The organism is Pseudomonas rhodesiae, assembly GCF_013285305.1.
GTDB classification, from domain to species: domain Bacteria; phylum Pseudomonadota; class Gammaproteobacteria; order Pseudomonadales; family Pseudomonadaceae; genus Aquipseudomonas; species Aquipseudomonas rhodesiae.
The window spans coordinates 730,458-748,038 of sequence record NZ_CP054205.1 but is presented as its reverse complement, the minus strand read 5'-3'; the positions used below and the strand labels follow the sequence as shown (position 1 = coordinate 748,038).

Below are 17,581 nucleotides of genomic sequence, written 5' to 3'. Positions count from 1 at the left end.
TCAAGCTTGCAACTCACAGCTACTCAGCTATAAGCCAATCCATCTGCCACCCGCCCTGGGTCTGGCCCAGCTGCTTGGACAGCCACGGCAACAGCTCACGCAGTTCTTCCTCCAAGCCCCATGGCGGGTTGGCAATCGCCAGGCCCGAGCCGGTCAGGGTGTTGGGCGTGTCCAAGGGATGCACCAGCAGTTCCACGCGCAGCAGTTTCGGCGCCCCCGTGCCGGCCAGGTCCTGATAGAAGCGACGCAACATGCGCTGGTCCTTGACCGGGTACCAGATCGCCGCCACGGTCTGGCGCATGCGGCCGACCGCCTCCTTGAGGGATGCCGCGCAGCGTTGCATCTCGTCGAGCTTTTCGAACGGCGGGTCGATCAGCATCAACGCGCGTTTTTCCGGCACTGGCAGCAACGCTCGCGGCACATGCCAGCCTTCGCCCAAATGCACTTTGACCCGACGGTCGCCCTTCATGTTGTCCTTGAGCAACACACCGTCTTCGGGGTGTTTTTCATTGAGCAGCACACGGTCCTGCGCGCGCGTGAGGCGTCGGGCCAGCTCCGGCGAACCGGGGTAGTAGCGCAACTGGCCGTCCGGGTTCATCTCGTGCAGCACGCGCATGTAGTCGGCGGTCAGCGGCGGCAGATCGTTCCGGCCCCATAGGCGCGCGATGCCTTCGAGGTATTCGCCGGTGCGGTTGGCCTGATCGCCCTGCAGGTCGTACAGGCCGATGCCCGCGTGGGTATCGAGGTAGGCAAACGGCTGCTCCTTGCGCGACATCAGGGCGATGAGGCGGGTCAAGGTCAGGTGTTTGAAGACATCGGCGTGGTTGCCGGCGTGAAAGGCGTGACGATAATTCATGGTTGCTCCTGCGCAGGGGGCGAAGTTTACCTTCTACACGGGCAAAGGTGCAGGGCGGCATGCCGGGCGGTGCTTATGCCCTAAAAGCAGGGAGCGAACTGAAAAAAATCTAAATGCCTCCATGAGCGCGGATTTATTGTGGCGAGCACCCAATCCAAGGAGGTCAATTGCCATCATGAAAGACGCCACCCTCGCCCTGCATCACGGCTTCAAGTCGGACCCGACCACCAAGGCCGTGGCCGTGCCGATCTACCAAAACGTTGCTTTCGAATTCGATAACGCCCAGCACGGGGCCGACCTGTTCAACCTGGATGTGCCCGGCAACATTTACACGCGCATCATGAACCCTACCAATGACGTACTGGAGCAACGTATCGCCGCCCTCGAAGGTGGCATCGCGGGCCTGGCGGTGTCGGCGGGCAGCGCGGCGATTCACTACGCAATCCAGACCCTGACCCGCGCCGGCGACAACATCGTCACCACGCCGCAGCTCTACGGCGGCACCTACACCTTGTTCGCCCACCTATTGCCCAGCTTCGGTGTCGACGTGCGGTTCGCCCGGGACGACTCCGCCGAGGCCATTGCCGAGCTGATCGACGACCAGACCAAAGTGGTGTACTGCGAAAGCATCGGCAATCCGGCGGGCAATATTATCGATCTGGAAGCCCTGGCCAAGGTGGCCCACGCCCGAGGCGTGCCGCTGATGGTCGACAATACCGTTGCCACCCCGATCCTGTGCAAACCCATCCAGTTCGGCGCCGATATCGTGGTGCACTCGGTGACCAAGTACATCGGCGGACATGGCAACTCCCTCGGCGGTGTGATCGTCGACAGTGGCACCTTCCCCTGGACCCAATACCCGGAAAAATTCCCCGGTCTCAACCAGCCCGAGCCGGCTTATCACGGCGTGGTCTACACCGAAAAATTCGGCCCCGCCGCGTTCATCGCCCGCGCGCGTACCGTGCCATTACGCAATACCGGTGCGGCCCTGGCGCCGATGAATGCCTTCCTGTTGCTGCAAGGTTTGGAAACCCTGGCCCTGCGCATGGAACGCCATACCGAAAACGCGCTCAAGGTTGCGCAGTTTCTACAGGAGCATGCCGAGGTGGAATGGGTCAGCTACGCGGGCCTGCCAGAACATCCGCACCATGGGCTGGCGCAAAAATACATGCAGGGCAAACCCTCGGCGATCCTGTCTTTCGGCCTGAAGGGTGGCTATGACGCGGGTGTGCGCTTCTACGACGCGCTGCAGATTTTCAAACGTTTGGTGAATATCGGCGACGCCAAATCCCTGGCCTGCCACCCTGCCTCCACCACCCATCGGCAGATGAATGAGCAGGAGCAAGCCAAGGCTGGCGTGAAACCGGAGATGATTCGCCTGTCGGTCGGTATCGAAGCCATTGAAGACCTGATCGACGACTTGCAGCAGGCACTGGCTTCAACTCGCCTCTGAGGCGAGGTAGTCCGTCAGCGCTGCATAAGTCACCGTCGAACCACGAGCGAAGTAAGCGACCTTGTGCTGCAAGGTCGCAGGCGTGAAGGCGGTGTAAAGGTCCGGGCGCTGCTCCTCAAGCCATTGCAGCAGGTTGTCGATCAGGGTTTGCGGCGATTGTTCGGCCAGATGCTCCAGTAACGATGCTGGCACCTGCCACCAGGGGCTGGCCTTGGCGGTAGTAACCGGCCCAGTCGCAACGGCGTGGGGCTGCCCATTGATCAGATAGCGCTGAAACACCGGCAGCACCTGCTCCGCCTCACCGCCCAATTGCCGCAACAGCGGCAGGAACTGCGTGCCGTCCCAAAAGCGCAGGAACACCGGCGGCCCCTCGGGCAGTTTCACTTGGGTCAAGCCTTGCAGATGGGCGAGCACCACGTCCGCCGGGCTGGACGACACCGCCAGCCAACCCCAATCCTCGACCTGGGTGTTCGCTACCCAATCGAGAAAGGCGCTGCCGGGCTCGACCTGTGCGAGATAAGGCATAACCTGCGTCCAATCCGCATAGGCCGTGCCCGCCCAGACCGAGCGCGGTGGCGCACCCGCCGCCACACCTTGCCAAGCCTCGAACGGCTGGGCATCGCTGGCATTGCCCAGCACCGCGAACAGTTGCTCATGGGGTTGCAGAGGCCACTGTGCAAGCCAAGCACTGGGCGATAGAGGTTGATCCATTGGGGCGAAACTCCTTGGGTTGAAAAACACTGATCAATGGGGTCGGTGAGCGACATCACACTGGCCGCTCTTGCAGCGTTCACACTCTTCGCAGAACGGCGCGCTACGCTTCAAACTGGCGATCTGCACGCGGCTCAGAGGCGCCGGGATTACCGCCAGCACCTTGTCCTGCAGCCCGGGCAACAACGGTGCCGCAGCGGGGGCCGGAGCACCGCCGAGCTGGATCGCCACACTGCTGAAGATGCCAGCGGCTGACAGGGTGATCGACTGCCCACCGGCCTGGATCGTGACGCTGGCCCCCGCATCGATAACGACGCTTTGGCCGGCGCCGATCTGAATCACCCGCCCCGCGCGGACCTGCTGCGAACCGCCGACCACCAAGTGGTCGTCCTGCTTGAGTTCGGTCAGGCGATTGCCGTGGGTGATGCGCTGCTCTTCGCCCTGCAGCTCATGGTGCGACTCGCCACCCACGGTAATCCGACGCCGGTTATCCACCTGCACCTGCTGGTCATGCAGCACATGCTGGGTCCAATCGCGCTGGGCGCGCAGGTAGATCTCTTCGGCGCCCTTGCGATCCTCAATGCGCAGTTCGTTGTAACCGCCACCACCGGGGCTGCTTTGGCTGCGCAGGATGCTGCGGGTCTTGTCCGCCGGCAGGTCCAGGGGCACCGGCGTCGCGGCATTGGCCAGGCAACCGACCACCACGGGCATGTCCATGTCGCCATTCACAAAACCGACCAACACTTCCATGCCCACCCGGGGGATCAGCACCGCGCCGTAGCGATCATGGGCCCAGCCGCTGGCGACCCGCAGCCAGCAACTGGAATGCTCGTTATGTTCGCCGTGGCGATCCCAGGCCAATTGCACTTTGACACGGCCGTATTCGTCGCAATGGATGTCACTGTCGGCGGGCCCGGTCACCACCGCGTTCTGGTAACCCGTCATCGGCCTGCGGGGCGCCAAGGGCGGGCGGAAAACTACATCCCAGGGCGTCGCAACGAAGTGGTTGGAGTAACCCTGGCGCATGTCCCCGCCCGCCACCTCGGTCACCGCCTCTTCGAGTACCTGGGGTTGGCTGCCCTCGTGAGTGACTTGGGTCACGAGCCACAAGTCGTTCCATTCCTGGCGAGGATGCCCGGCCAGCTTCAGGAAGCGTCCACAGGCCAACGCAGGCTCATCCCCGCTGCCCACGGCGAGGCGATGCTCGCTGCGGTGACGCTCCAGACCGCGCCGTGCCAGGTGCTTACCCTCCACGCGGTCAGTGAAATGGCCGGGGTAACCCTGCTCTTCAAGGCACAGGGTCTGCTGGTCGGACACTGCGCTTTCCAGCGTCAGGCGCGGCTTGCGCCAATCGTAATCGCGCAGGCTCAGCGCCGTGGTGCGGGTTTGCAGTTGTACGGTGAAGCGCTTGATGGCCGGAGTGTCCGCTACCATCCCGGAGCCTGCAGCGTAAGGCGTTGCGTGCTCGGCCTGGGCAAACACGCTCTGGTCGTCGCCAAATACCAGTAAATGGCCGTCGGGCGAATGCCGAAAATGATAATGAATGCCCTGCTCGGCACACAGGCGCTGGATAAATGCCAGATCGGTCTCGCCGAACTGCACGCAATACTCACGCTCCGGGTACGTGCCGCTTAGATGAAATTCGAATCGGTCCGCCTGGATGCCTTGCTCTTTGAGCACCTGCGCAACGATCTGCGGCACGCTTTTGTGCTGGAAAATACGCGGATGGCTGCTGTGGGCCAGATAAGCCAACTGAGGGACGAGACGAACGCTATAGCGCGTCAGCCGCCGCCCGGAATCGCCCTGCGCCACATGGTCGACCAGGCCATGCACACCGTGGCCCTGATCATCGAAACCCAGAAAAGCCTGGCGATGCAGCAAGTTGCCCAGATCCAGGTCCGGCTGTTCGCCGACCAGTTCCAGGTCAAAACGATAGGGTTGGCTGAGTGTTTCCTGACCGTTGAAGCGGTAGACCTTGAGATCGCTGGGCACCCCGTCCAGGGTCAGGGTGAAAGCACTTTGGTTGGCAGGCGCGAACATCCGATGTTTCTCTGCGAAGGCTGGGGGGCCGATTCTGCACCAGTGCCCAGGCTTGCCGAGCAGCGCGCGCATAAATCAGTAAAACCCTACGAACGAGCGTGCGAGTCTTCAGTTTGTCCGACCCAATTCACACATAAAAAAAGGCCCGCTATCCGTAGGATGCGGGCCTTTCGTTTAACTCATCAGGCGCAGCGCGCCCAGCGAATTACTTGTTGAGGTTGTAGTCTTTTTCCGCCGCATCAAAACGCTCGACCATACCCGCAGTCGGCGCGCCCAGCTTGCTGACGATGTAGATCGCCAGGCTGGCAAAGATGAAGCCAGGGATGATTTCGTACAGCCCCAGCAGCGCGAAGTGTTTCCACACAATCACGGTGATCGCACCGACCAGGATGCCGGCCAGAGCGCCATTGCGGGTCATGTGTTTCCACACCACCGAGATCAGCACCACAGGGCCGAAGGCGGCGCCGAAACCGGCCCAGGCGTAACTCACCAGGCCTAGTACGCGGTTTTCCGGGTTGGCGGCCATGGCGATGGCGATCAAGGCCACCAGCAGCACCATCAAGCGACCGACCCAGACCAGCTCAACCTGGGAGGCGTTTTTACGCAGGAAGGTTTTGTAGAAGTCTTCGGTCAATGCACTGGAGCACACCAGCAGTTGGCAGCTCAAAGTACTCATGACCGCCGCCAGGATGGCCGACAACAGCACGCCCGCAATCCATGGGTTGAACAGCAGCTTGGCCAGCTCGATAAACACACGCTCGTGGTTTTCGGTGACCGGGCCGGCCACTTCCGGGTGCGCCGAGAAGTAAGCAATACCGAAGAAACCCACGGCCACGGTGCCGCCCAGGCACAGGATCATCCAGGTCATGGAGATGCGACGCGCTTTGGCGATCGACTTCACCGAATCCGCCGCCATGAAGCGCGCAAGGATGTGCGGCTGGCCGAAGTAGCCCAGGCCCCAGCCCATCAGCGAGATGATGCCGATGAAGGTGGTGTTCTTGAGCATGTTGAAGTTGTCGGGGTTCTTGGCTTCGATGGCCAGGAACGTGGTGTCGACGCCGCCGGTGGCCAGCAGCACGATGATCGGCGTGAGGATCAGCGCGAAGATCATCAGCGTGGCTTGTACGGTGTCCGTCCAGCTCACGGCCAGGAAACCGCCAACGAAGGTGTAGGCAATGGTCGCTGCGGCACCGGCCCACAGCGCGGTCTCGTAGGACATGCCAAAGGTGCTTTCGAACAGACGGGCACCGGCCACGATGCCGGAGGCGCAATAGATGGTGAAGAACACCAGGATCACCACTGCGGAGATGATCCGCAGCAGGCCGCTTTTATCTTCGAAACGGCTGGAGAAGTAGTCGGGCAGTGTCAGGGCGTCGCCGTTGTGTTCGGTCTGTACCCGCAGGCGACCGGCCACGAACAGCCAGTTGAGGTAGGCACCGACGATCAGGCCGATGGCGATCCAGCTTTCCGACAGACCGGACATGTAGATAGCGCCCGGCAGGCCCATCAACAACCAGCCGCTCATATCGGACGCGCCGGCCGACAAGGCAGTGACCACGCTACCGAGGCTGCGACCGCCGAGGATGTAATCGGAAAGGTTATTGGTGGAGCGATAGGCCATGAAGCCGATCAGCACCATTGCTGCGATATAGATCACGAACGTGATCAGGGTTGGATTGCTAACGCTCATAAGAAGTGACGCCCTGGCTTTGTTTTTATGTAGCGGCGGTCTGTCAGGCGCCGACCCTTTTGCAAGGGTAAACGAACCCGCGTGCCGCGCATTTATGACTGGCGTTTCCCCAGGAAAGCCGCCAGCCGATGCCCCAAACCCGAAAGCTGGTTGCACCTTGGCCGCGAATGCTATTCAACAAAGCAAATCAGGTGCAACCAGTTTCTCGCGAATAAGTTGCACCTTGAGTGATTTTGCGGAAAACACCCTGTTTTTGCTCCTTTTCGGAGCAAAAACAGCCGATCTCAGAAGCAAATGCACCAACACGCAGCGCATCACGCTGAGAGCTAAATTATTTCCGACGAACCATAGAAAATTTCATTAACAAAATAGGTTGCACCCGGTTGCACCTACGCATGTGCACAGCTAATCTTGCCGCCAGCTAATGCCACTCGGTAGTGGCACCCATGAGGATAAGAAAATGGCGACGACCACCCTTGGGGTCAAACTCGACGACCCGACCCGCGAACGCCTGAAGGCTGCCGCGACCTCCATTGATCGCACGCCGCACTGGCTGATCAAGCAGGCGATTTTCAATTACCTGGAGAAACTGGAGGGTGGTGCAACCCTGACCGAACTCAATGGTTTGAGCAGCAAAGACGCAGACGACGTAGGCGAGGTCCAGACCGACCACGCTCACCAGTGCTTCCTTGAGTTCGCCGAAAGCATCCTGCCGCAGTCCGTACTGCGCGCGTCGATCACCGCCGCTTACCGTCGCCCCGAGCCGGAAGTGGTGCCGATGCTGATCGAACAGGCCCGCCTCCCAGCGCCAATGGCCGAAGCCACCAACAAACTGGCCGCTACCATTGCCGAGAAATTGCGCAATCAGAAAAGTGTCGGCGGCCGTGCCGGGATTGTTCAGGGCCTGCTGCAAGAATTTTCCCTGTCCTCCCAGGAAGGCGTGGCGCTGATGTGCCTGGCCGAAGCGCTGCTGCGCATCCCGGACAAGGGCACCCGCGACGCGCTGATCCGCGACAAGATCAGCACCGGCAACTGGCAGCCGCACCTGGGCAACAGCCCGTCGCTGTTCGTCAACGCCGCGACCTGGGGCCTGCTGCTGACCGGCAAACTGGTCTCCACCCATAACGAAGCCGGCCTGACCTCTTCCCTGAGCCGCATCATCGGCAAGAGCGGCGAACCGATGATCCGCAAGGGCGTCGACATGGCCATGCGCTTGATGGGCGAACAGTTCGTCACCGGCGAGACCATCGCCGAAGCGTTAGCCAACGCCAGCAAGTTCGAAGCCAAGGGCTTCCGTTACTCCTACGACATGCTCGGTGAAGCCGCACTCACCGAACACGACGCCCAGAAATACCTGGCCTCGTACGAACAAGCTATTCACTCCATCGGCAAAGCCTCCCACGGCCGTGGGATTTATGAAGGCCCGGGCATCTCCATCAAGCTGTCGGCGCTGCACCCGCGTTACAGCCGTGCGCAGTACGAGCGCGTGATGGACGAGCTGTACCCGCGCCTACTGTCCCTGACCCTGCTGGCCAAGCAATACGACATCGGCCTGAACATCGATGCCGAAGAAGCCGACCGTCTGGAGCTGTCCCTGGATCTGCTGGAACGCCTGTGCTTCGAGCCGCAACTGACCGGCTGGAATGGCATCGGCTTCGTGATCCAGGCTTACCAGAAGCGTTGCCCGTACGTGATCGATTACGTGATCGACCTGGCCCGCCGCAGCCGCCACCGCCTGATGATCCGCCTGGTAAAAGGCGCGTACTGGGACAGCGAAATCAAGCGCGCCCAGGTCGAAGGCCTGGAAGGCTACCCGGTGTACACCCGCAAGGTGTACACCGACGTTTCCTACATCGCTTGCGCGCGCAAACTGCTGTCGGTGCCGGAAGTCATCTACCCGCAGTTCGCCACGCATAACGCCCACACCTTGTCGGCCATTTACCATATCGCCGGTCAGAACTATTACCCCGGCCAGTACGAGTTCCAGTGCCTGCACGGCATGGGCGAACCGCTGTACGAGCAGGTAGTCGGCAAGGTTGCCGACGGCAAGCTGAACCGTCCGTGCCGCGTGTACGCCCCGGTCGGCACCCATGAAACACTCTTGGCCTACCTGGTACGTCGCCTGTTGGAAAACGGCGCGAACACCTCTTTCGTCAACCGCATCGCCGACCAGTCGATTTCGATCCAGGAACTGGTGGCCGACCCAGTGGCCAGCATCGAGCAAATGGCGACGGTGGAAGGCGGCTTCGGCTTGCCGCACCCACGCATTCCGCTGCCGCGCGACCTGTATGGCAGCGACCGCGCCAACTCGGCCGGTATCGACCTGGCCAACGAACACCGCCTGGCATCGTTGTCCTGCGCCCTGCTGGCCACGGCCCACAACAACTGGAAAGCCGCGCCGATGCTTGGTTGCGCGTCCAGCGAGCAAACGTCGACCGCGGTATTGAACCCATCCGACCTGCGCGATGTGGTTGGTCAGGTTCAGGAAGCCACCGTCGAAGACGTCGACAGCGCCATCCAGTGCGCAATCAACGCCGGCCCGATCTGGCAGGCCACCCCGCCGGCCGAGCGCGCCGCGATTCTGGAGCGCGCCGCCGACCTGATGGAAGGCGAGATCCAGCCATTGATGGGGCTGCTGGCCCGCGAAGCCGGCAAGACCTTTGCCAACGCCATCGCCGAAGTGCGTGAAGCCGTGGACTTCCTGCGCTACTACGCGGTGCAGGCGCGCAACGATTTCACCAACGACGCCCACCGCCCACTGGGCCCGGTGGTGTGCATCAGCCCGTGGAACTTCCCACTGGCGATCTTCAGCGGTCAAGTCGCCGCGGCACTGGCCGCCGGCAACCCGGTACTGGCCAAACCTGCCGAGCAAACCCCGCTGGTGGCAGCCCAGGCCGTGCGCATCCTGCTGGAAGCCGGTATTCCGGAAGGCGTGCTGCAACTGCTGCCGGGCCAGGGCGAAACCGTCGGTGCCCGCCTGGTGGGTGATGATCGCGTCAAAGGCGTGATGTTCACCGGCTCCACCGAAGTGGCGCGCCTGCTGCAGCGTAATGTGGCCGGGCGCCTGGATGCCCAGGGTCGTCCGATCCCGCTGATCGCCGAAACCGGTGGCCAGAACGCGATGATCGTCGACTCCTCCGCACTCACTGAACAAGTAGTGATCGACGTGGTGTCGTCGGCCTTCGACAGCGCCGGCCAGCGTTGCTCGGCCCTGCGCGTGCTGTGCCTGCAGGAAGATTCGGCAGACCGCGTCATCGAAATGCTCAAGGGCGCCATGGCTGAATGCCGCCTGGGCAACCCGGAGCGCCTGTCCGTGGACATCGGCCCGGTGATCGACGCCGAAGCCAAGGCCGGCATCGAGAAGCACATCCAGGCCATGCGCGACAAAGGCCGCAACGTGTATCAGGTGGCGATCGCCGACGCCGAAGAAATCAAGCGCGGCACCTTTGTGATGCCCACCCTGATCGAACTGGAAAGCTTCGACGAGCTGCAACGCGAGATCTTCGGCCCGGTACTGCACGTAGTCCGCTACAAGCGTAAAGAGATCGACCAGTTGATCGGCCAGATCAATGCGTCCGGCTACGGCCTGACCCTTGGCGTGCACACGCGCATCGACGAGACCATCGCCAAAGTGATCGACAACGTTCACGCCGGTAACGTCTACGTCAACCGCAACATCGTGGGTGCCGTGGTCGGCGTGCAGCCGTTCGGCGGCGAAGGCCTGTCGGGGACTGGCCCGAAAGCCGGTGGCCCACTGTACCTGTACCGTTTGCTGTCGACTCGTCCTACCGATGCAATCGAACAATCCTTCGTGCGCGCCGACAAGTTGGCGGCGCCGGACGTACGTCTGCGCGATGCCATGAGCCAACCGCTGACAGCCCTTAAAGCCTGGGCCGACAGCCAAAAGTTCAGCGAGCTGAGCGTGCTGTGCAGCCAGTTCGCCGCGCAATCGCAAAGCGGCATCACCCGCCAACTGACAGGCCCCACCGGCGAGCGCAACAGCTACGCCATCCTGCCCCGCGAGCATGTGCTGTGCCTGGCGGACGTGGAAGGTGACCTGCTGACTCAGTTGGCTGCGGTACTGGCGGTGGGTGGCTCGGCAGTATGGCCGGAAACCGACCTGACCAAGGCCTTGTTCCCACGCCTGCCGAAGGACATTCAGGCGAAGATCAAGCGCGTGGCCGATTGGACCAAGGACGACGTGGTGTTCGATGCCGTTCTGCACCACGGCGACTCCGACCAATTGCGCGCGGTGTGCCAGCAAGTGGCGCAGCGTGGTGGGGCGATTGTCGGCGTGCATGGTTTGTCCCAGGGCGAAACTTCCATTGCGTTGGAGCGCCTGGTGATTGAGCGAGCGTTGAGCGTCAACACCGCTGCGGCGGGTGGTAACGCCAGCCTGATGACCATCGGCTAACCCTGAAAGAAATACCGCTAGACAATCTGGGAGGGGGCTTGCCCCCGATAGTGGAGTATCAGTCAGTACCTCGGGCACTGACACACTGCTATCGGGGGCAAGCCCCCTCCCACATTCTGCCGCTCCATCACTTAGATCAATCTTGCTGTTCACCTTTTATTCGCGCACTTAGACTCGGGCCAATTCCTCTAAAGGTAATCCGCCATGTCCGAGACGCTGCTCAGTTCCCGCAATCTGGCTTTCGAGCTGTACGAAGTCCTCGATGCCGAGGGCCTGACCCAGCGCGAGCGGTTTGCCGAGCACAATCGCGAAACCTTCGATGCAGCCATCAGCACCGCGCGCAGCATCGCCGAAAAGTACTTCGCGCCCCATAACCGTAAAAACGACGAAAACGAACCGCGCTACGAGGACGGCAAAGCCATCCTGATCCCGGAGGTCAAACCGGCCGTGGATGCGTTTCTGGAGGCCGGTTTTCTCAACGCGGCGCGTAGCTTCGAGGCCGGCGGCATGCAATTGCCGACCCTGCTGTCCCAAGCCTGTTTTGCGCACTTTCAGTCGGCCAACGCGGCGTCCACGTCGTATCCGTTCCTGACCATGGGCGCGGCCAACCTGATCGAAAGCTTCGGTACTGAAGAGCAGAAACAGCGCTTCTTGCAGCCCATGATCGAGGGGCGCTTCTTCGGCACCATGGCGTTGACCGAGCCCCATGCAGGCTCGTCGCTGTCGGATATTCGTACACGCGCCGAACCTGCGGCCGACGGCACCTATCGCCTCAAAGGCAACAAGATCTTTATTTCCGGCGGCGATCATCCGTTGTCGGAAAACATCGTGCACATGGTGCTGGCCAAGTTGCCGGATGCGCCGCCGGGGGTGAAGGGCATTTCGCTGTTTATCGTGCCTAAATTCCTGGTCAACGACGACGGTAGCCTGGGCGCGCGTAACGATGTGTTGCTGGCGGGGCTGTTTCACAAGATGGGCTGGCGCGGCACCACGTCCACGGCGCTGAATTTCGGCGACAACGGCAACTGCGTGGGCTATCTGGTGGGCAAGCCACACCAGGGCCTGAGCTGCATGTTCCAGATGATGAACGAGGCGCGCATCGGCGTGGGCATGGGCGCGGTGATGCTCGGCTACGCCGGCTACCTGTACTCGCTGGAATACGCCCGCGAACGCCCGCAAGGTCGTCTGCCCGACAGTAAAGATCCTACGACTGCGCCGGTCTCGATCATTCAGCACGCGGACATCAAGCGCATGCTGCTGACGCAAAAGTCCTACGTGGAAGGTGCCTTCGATCTGGGCCTGTACGCGGCGCGCTTGTTCGATGACACCACCACCCTGGCCGATGAAGCGGAACGCAAACAGGCCCACGAATTGCTGGACCTGCTCACCCCTATCGTCAAATCCTGGCCATCGGAGTTCTGCCTCAAGGCCAACGAGCTGGCGATCCAGATTCTCGGCGGCCACGGCTACACCCGTGAATACCCGGTGGAGCAGTACTACCGTGACAACCGTTTGAACCCGATCCACGAGGGCACCCATGGCATCCAATCCCTGGACTTGCTGGGGCGCAAGCTGGCGCAGAACGGCGGCGCGGGGCTCAAGCAACTGATCCGCCTGATCGCCGACACCGGCGCGCGGGCCCAGCAGTACCCGTCACTCACCGCGTTGCGTGAACCGCTGGAACACCTGCTTAACAGACTGCAAAGCGTCACCCTCGGCCTGTTGACGGACCTCGCCCAAGGCAAGGTCAACAGCAGCCTGGCGAACTCGGCGCTGTACCTGAAGGTGTTCGGGCATACGGTAATTGGCTGGCGCTGGCTGGAACAAGCGATTCGCGCCGAAGAAGGACTGGCCAAGGGCAATGCGGCGGATGCAGGGTTCTATAAAGGCAAGCTCCAGGCCGCCCGGTACTTCCTGACCTGGGAAGTACCGAGCTGCCATCATGAACTGGCGATTCTGGAAGCACGGGACGATACGTGCCTGGGGATGCAGGATGAATGGTTCTAAGGCTGGATCGCCTTGGAAATCACCTCGACCGTGGCGCTGACTTGCTCTTGGTAACGGTCGAGTTCCTGCTGATGAGCCTGCTGCATTTCGATCTGCTCGGCGCACAGGTTCAGCGCCGCCAGCACCAGTAATTTGTCACCGATCAGGGTCGGGTACTTTTTCTTGGTAGTGGCCAGGGACGCCTTGAGCATGGTCACGGCGTGCATCAGGGTTTTGTCCTCCCCGGGCGGCGCCTTGATCGAGTAATCCTCTCCGAGAATCGAAACGACCTTTATCCCTTCGTTCATGCGCCCACGGGACCTGCGCTCACGCGCTCAACCAATGCCTGGATACGCGCGGCAGTGGCGCCGTGTTTTTCTTCCTGCTCCATCAGGTTCAGTTGCAGGCTGTCGTTTTCATCCTTGGCGCGGGCAAGTTCTGCCTTGAGGGATTCATTGCTGCCCAGCAGGTCTTGGTTTTGCTGTACCAGGTCATTGACCAGTTGTTCCAATTGGCTGAGGGATGCTTCTAACATTTTGATTTCTCGAGCGTTTTAAAAGGGCGGTGACGATAAAGAAAATTCACCTCGGATGCCAGGCTTATCCCCGGCGCGCAGCCCGGTTCTTCAGGGTGGGGCCACGCTTTCGAGCCTTAGTGACTGCATTTCCCCCATCTGGTTCCTGAATCCGTCCAACCCCTCGTCAGGTGCGACAAAAACGCACAGCACCCTTTAGACTTTAGTCGTACGACCGATAGCGATGCACACCCCGTCTCAAGGCCGCACGGATCGCGCTCCTTCCAGGATTCCAGCATGTCGCTTCGTAATATGAATATCGCTCCGAGGGCTTTCCTTGGGTTTGCGTTGATTGGTGCCCTCATGTTGTTTCTCGGTGTTTTCGCCTTGAACCAGATGAGTAAGATCCGGGCCGCCACCGAAGACATCACCCTCTCCAGCGTGCCAAGCATTCGCGCACTGGATGACTTCACCCAACTGACCCTGCGCCTGCGGGTACTGTCATACCGCCTGTTGACCAATCGTGAACCGGACGTGCAGCAAAAAACCCTGGAAGCGTTCGAACTGCGCAACCAGCAGATCCGCACCGCACAGGCTACCTACGAAAAGCTGATTGAAAGCCGCGAAGAGCGCGCTGCGTACGATGAATATGTGCGACTGCTTGGCCAGTACCACCAGATCGAAGCCCGCATGAAGAGCCTGTCCCAGGCCAATCAGATAGATGAGCTGCGCAACCTGCTTAACACTGAGTTGCTGAGCAACTCGGAGCAAGTCAACGCGGTGCTGACGCGTCTGTTGGATATCAACAACACCATGGCGTTGGCAACCAACCAGGAAGCTAAAGACCAATACGACCTGGCCGTTGACCTGGTGGTGGGTTTGCTGGTGATCGCCACAGCGCTGACAATGCTGTTCGCTTGGCTACTGACCCGCAGCATCACCGTGCCGATTTCCCAGGCATTGAATGCCGCCGAGACCATCGCCGAGGGTAACCTGACGCAGCCGGTCCAGGTCGACGGCAGCGACGAAGCCGGCCGCCTGCTCGCCGCCATGGCCAAGATGCAGACCAAACTGCGCGACGCCCTGCAACGCATCGCCGGCTCGGCCAGTCAGTTGGCGTCGGCGGCAGAAGAGCTGAACGCGGTCACCGACGAAAGCGCGCGCGGCCTGACCCGACAGAACAACGAAATTGAACAGGCCGCCACCGCGGTCAACGAAATGACCAGCGCCGTCGAGGAAGTCGCGCGCAATGCCGTGAGCACCTCCGAAGCCTCACGCAACGCCACCGCCTCCGCCGGCGACGGCCGCGATCTGGTGCAGGAAACCGTCAGCGCCATCGAGCGTATGAGCGGCGACGTGCAGGCCACCGCCACCTTGATCGGTGACCTGGCCACTGAGTCGCGGGACATCGGCAAAGTGCTGGACGTGATTCGCGGCCTGGCCGACCAAACCAACCTGCTGGCTCTGAACGCCGCCATTGAGGCCGCCCGTGCCGGTGAAGCCGGGCGTGGATTTGCGGTGGTCGCCGATGAGGTCCGTGCCCTGGCCCATCGCACCCAACAGTCCACCAGCGAGATCGAGCGGATGATCGGCAGCATCCAAGCCGGCACCGAGCACGCGGTGGATTCGATGCGCAACAGCACCGAGCGCGCGGAATCGACGCTGAACATCGCCAAAGGTGCAGGGCTGTCCCTGGAAACCATCAACAGCGCGGTCGTCGAGATCAACGAACGCAACCTCGTGATCGCCAGCGCAGCGGAAGAGCAGGCGCAGGTGGCGCGGGAAGTGGACCGCAACCTGGTGAACATTCGTGATTTGTCGGTGCAATCGGCCACCGGGGCCAGCCAGACCAGCGCGGCCAGCGGTGAGCTGTCGCGCCTGGCGGTGGATCTCAACGGCATGGTAGGCCGCTTCCGCCTCTAACTGCCTGCACTGGCTTGAAATGTGGGAGGGGCTTGCCCCCGATAGTGGCGGGCCAGTTACAGATAAGCGGACTGACATACCCCCATCGGGGGCTTGCCCCCTGCCACATTTGGATCCATGGAATTAGGAAAAGCTTTTTGACAGGGCAGCAATTCAACAGGTTAGAATCCCTGGCACGCAGACTGCATGGTCAGTTTGCGCCCCGTCTTTTGTATCAGCTCATGGAGTACTGCCTTTGAATGCGACGACCATCAACAGCCTGTTCTTGATCGGCGCGTTGCTGGTGAGTGCGAGCATTCTGGTGAGTTCTCTTTCATCACGCCTGGGCATCCCGATTCTGGTGATTATCCTGGCCGTGGGCATGGTCGCCGGCGTCGACGGCGGCGGCATCATCTTCGACAACTATCCGACCGCCTACCTGGTGGGCAACCTCGCATTGGCCGTGATCCTGCTCGACGGCGGCTTGCGAACCCGAGTAGCGAGTTTCCGTGTGGCGCTTTGGCCGGCCTTGTCGCTGGCCACGGTGGGGGTGTTGATTACCACCGGCCTCACCGGCATGGCAGCGGCCTGGCTGTTCAACCTCAACATTATCCAAGGCTTACTGATCGGCGCGATTGTCGGCTCCACGGACGCCGCGGCGGTGTTCTCGCTGCTGGGCGGCAAGGGCTTGAACGAGCGGGTCAGCGCCAGCCTGGAAATCGAATCCGGCAGCAACGACCCGATGGCGGTGTTTCTCACTGTCACCCTGATCGACATGCTCGCCAGCGGCCAGACTGGCCTGCACTGGAGCCTACTGACCCATCTGGTGCGCGAATTCGGCATCGGCGGCCTGGTCGGATTGGGCGGCGGCTGGCTGATGTTGCAGATGGTCAATCGCATCAACCTGGCCACCGGCCTCTATCCGATTCTGGTGATCGCTGGCGGCCTGTTCGTCTTTGCCCTGACCAACGCCTTCCACGGCAGCGGCTTCCTCGCGGTGTACCTGTGCGGCCTGGTGATCGGCAACCGCCCGGTGCGCAGCCGTCACGGCATCTTGCATATGCTCGATGGCATGGCCTGGCTGGCGCAGATCGGCATGTTCCTGGTGCTGGGCCTGCTGGTCACGCCCCACGATCTGCTGCCCATCGCCCTGCCGGCCCTGGGCCTGGCGCTGTGGATGATCCTCTTCGCGCGGCCGTTGTCGGTGATGGTCGGCCTGCTGCCCTTCAAGGCCTTCCACGGCCGCGAAAAAGCCTTTATCGCCTGGGTCGGCCTGCGCGGCGCGGTGCCGATCATTCTGGCGGTGTTCCCGCTGATGGCTGGCCTGCCCCATGCCCAGCTGTATTTCAACCTGGCGTTCTTTATCGTGCTGGTGTCGCTGCTGGTACAGGGCACGAGCCTGCCGTGGGTGGCCAAGCTGCTTAAAGTCACGGTGCCACCGGACCCGGCGCCGATCTCACGGGCGGCACTGGAAGTCCACGTCACCAGCGAGTGGGAACTGTTCGTCTACCGCCTGGGCGCGGAGAAATGGTGCATCGGCGCGGCCCTGCGCGAGTTGAAAATGCCCGAAGGCACGCGCATCGCCGCCCTCTTTCGTGGCCAGCAACTGCTCCATCCGTCGGGTAGTACGGTGCTGGAAGTCGATGATCTGCTCTGCGTAATCGGCCACGAACACAACCTGCCGGCCCTGGGCAAGCTGTTCAGCCAGGCGCCGCAGCGTGGTCTGGACCTGCGCTTCTTCGGCGATTTCGTGCTGGAAGGCGACGCCCAGCTGGGCGCGGTGTCGGCGCTGTATGGCCTCAAGCTCGAAGGTATCGACCCGGATACGCCGCTAAGCCAGTTCATCACCCAAAAAGTCGGCGGCGCCCCGGTGGTGGGCGACCAGGTGGAGTGGAACAACACCATCTGGACCGTCGCGGTCATGGACGGGAACAAGATCGGCAAAGTGGGCGTCAGATTCCCCGAAGGAAGTCGCCCGGGGCCCGGACTCTTCCTCTAAACTGCGGGGCGACAAC

General features: G+C 61.7%; 11 protein-coding genes and 1 pseudogene. 6 read left to right on the top strand and 6 right to left on the bottom strand.

What is annotated here, in order from left to right:
- Window positions 1-19: 19 nt before the first annotated feature.
- Window positions 20-856 (bottom strand): 23S rRNA (adenine(2030)-N(6))-methyltransferase RlmJ, encoded by an 837-nt coding sequence (locus HRH33_RS03205; RefSeq protein WP_034095549.1) that lies wholly within the window; start codon window positions 854-856, stop codon window positions 20-22.
- Window positions 857-1,031: 175 nt separating this feature from the next.
- Between HRH33_RS03205 and HRH33_RS03200 the strand changes: the two genes are divergently transcribed.
- Window positions 1,032-2,309 (top strand): O-acetylhomoserine aminocarboxypropyltransferase/cysteine synthase family protein, encoded by a 1,278-nt coding sequence (locus tag HRH33_RS03200; RefSeq protein ID WP_034095548.1) that lies wholly within the window; start codon window positions 1,032-1,034, stop codon window positions 2,307-2,309.
- Here HRH33_RS03200 and HRH33_RS03195 read toward each other — a convergent pair.
- The 3 genes from HRH33_RS03195 to putP all read right to left on the bottom strand — a co-directional run bounded on the left by HRH33_RS03195 (window position 2,295) and on the right by putP (window position 6,750).
- The gene (locus HRH33_RS03195; RefSeq protein WP_167416773.1) at window positions 2,295-3,020 is read right to left on the bottom strand and encodes a DUF4123 domain-containing protein; all 726 of its coding nucleotides are present in this window, start codon (window positions 3,018-3,020) and stop codon (window positions 2,295-2,297) included. The two genes, HRH33_RS03200 and HRH33_RS03195, sit on opposite strands and share 15 nt — an antisense overlap.
- A gap of 33 nt (window positions 3,021-3,053) precedes the next feature.
- Entirely contained in the window at window positions 3,054-5,060 is a 2,007-nt protein-coding gene (locus tag HRH33_RS03190; protein ID WP_167416772.1) for a type VI secretion system Vgr family protein, read from the bottom strand.
- A 205-nt stretch (window positions 5,061-5,265) separates the two neighbouring features.
- Window positions 5,266-6,750 carry a sodium/proline symporter PutP gene (gene putP / locus HRH33_RS03185; RefSeq protein WP_167416771.1) on the bottom strand — a complete coding sequence of 495 codons (1,485 nt, stop codon included), beginning with the start codon at window positions 6,748-6,750 and terminating at the stop codon, window positions 5,266-5,268.
- Window positions 6,751-7,210: 460 nt separating this feature from the next.
- Between putP and putA the strand changes: the two genes are divergently transcribed.
- Together putA and HRH33_RS03175 are read left to right on the top strand one after the other, a co-directional pair.
- Entirely contained in the window at window positions 7,211-11,164 is a 3,954-nt protein-coding gene (gene putA / locus HRH33_RS03180; RefSeq protein ID WP_167416770.1) for a trifunctional transcriptional regulator/proline dehydrogenase/L-glutamate gamma-semialdehyde dehydrogenase, read from the top strand.
- Between the two features lie 204 nt (window positions 11,165-11,368).
- Entirely contained in the window at window positions 11,369-13,171 is a 1,803-nt protein-coding gene (locus HRH33_RS03175) for an acyl-CoA dehydrogenase (protein WP_034095543.1), read from the top strand.
- Here the strand turns inward: HRH33_RS03175 and HRH33_RS03170 are convergent.
- Together HRH33_RS03170 and HRH33_RS03165 are read right to left on the bottom strand one after the other, a co-directional pair.
- A complete protein-coding gene (locus HRH33_RS03170; RefSeq protein ID WP_034111467.1) occupies window positions 13,168-13,458 on the bottom strand; it encodes a cell division protein ZapA in 291 nt (96 codons plus the stop codon). The genes HRH33_RS03175 and HRH33_RS03170 overlap by 4 nt on opposite strands.
- On the bottom strand, window positions 13,455-13,685 hold the full coding sequence (locus HRH33_RS03165; protein ID WP_034095541.1) for a hypothetical protein: 231 nt from the start codon (window positions 13,683-13,685) through the stop codon (window positions 13,455-13,457). The genes HRH33_RS03170 and HRH33_RS03165 overlap by 4 nt, the downstream gene beginning before the upstream one ends.
- A 276-nt stretch (window positions 13,686-13,961) precedes the next feature.
- Here HRH33_RS03165 and HRH33_RS26600 point away from each other — a divergent pair.
- From HRH33_RS26600 to HRH33_RS03155, 3 genes and pseudogenes are all read left to right on the top strand, one after another.
- Window positions 13,962-14,732, top strand: a pseudogene (locus tag HRH33_RS26600) (MCP four helix bundle domain-containing protein); the annotation flags it as partial.
- The gene (locus HRH33_RS26595) at window positions 14,715-15,587 is read left to right on the top strand and encodes a methyl-accepting chemotaxis protein (RefSeq protein WP_425326817.1); all 873 of its coding nucleotides are present in this window, start codon (window positions 14,715-14,717) and stop codon (window positions 15,585-15,587) included. The pseudogene HRH33_RS26600 and the gene HRH33_RS26595, both read left to right, overlap by 18 nt.
- A 235-nt stretch (window positions 15,588-15,822) precedes the next feature.
- Entirely contained in the window at window positions 15,823-17,565 is a 1,743-nt protein-coding gene (locus HRH33_RS03155) for a potassium/proton antiporter (RefSeq protein ID WP_034095540.1), read from the top strand.
- Window positions 17,566-17,581: the final 16 nt, after the last annotated feature.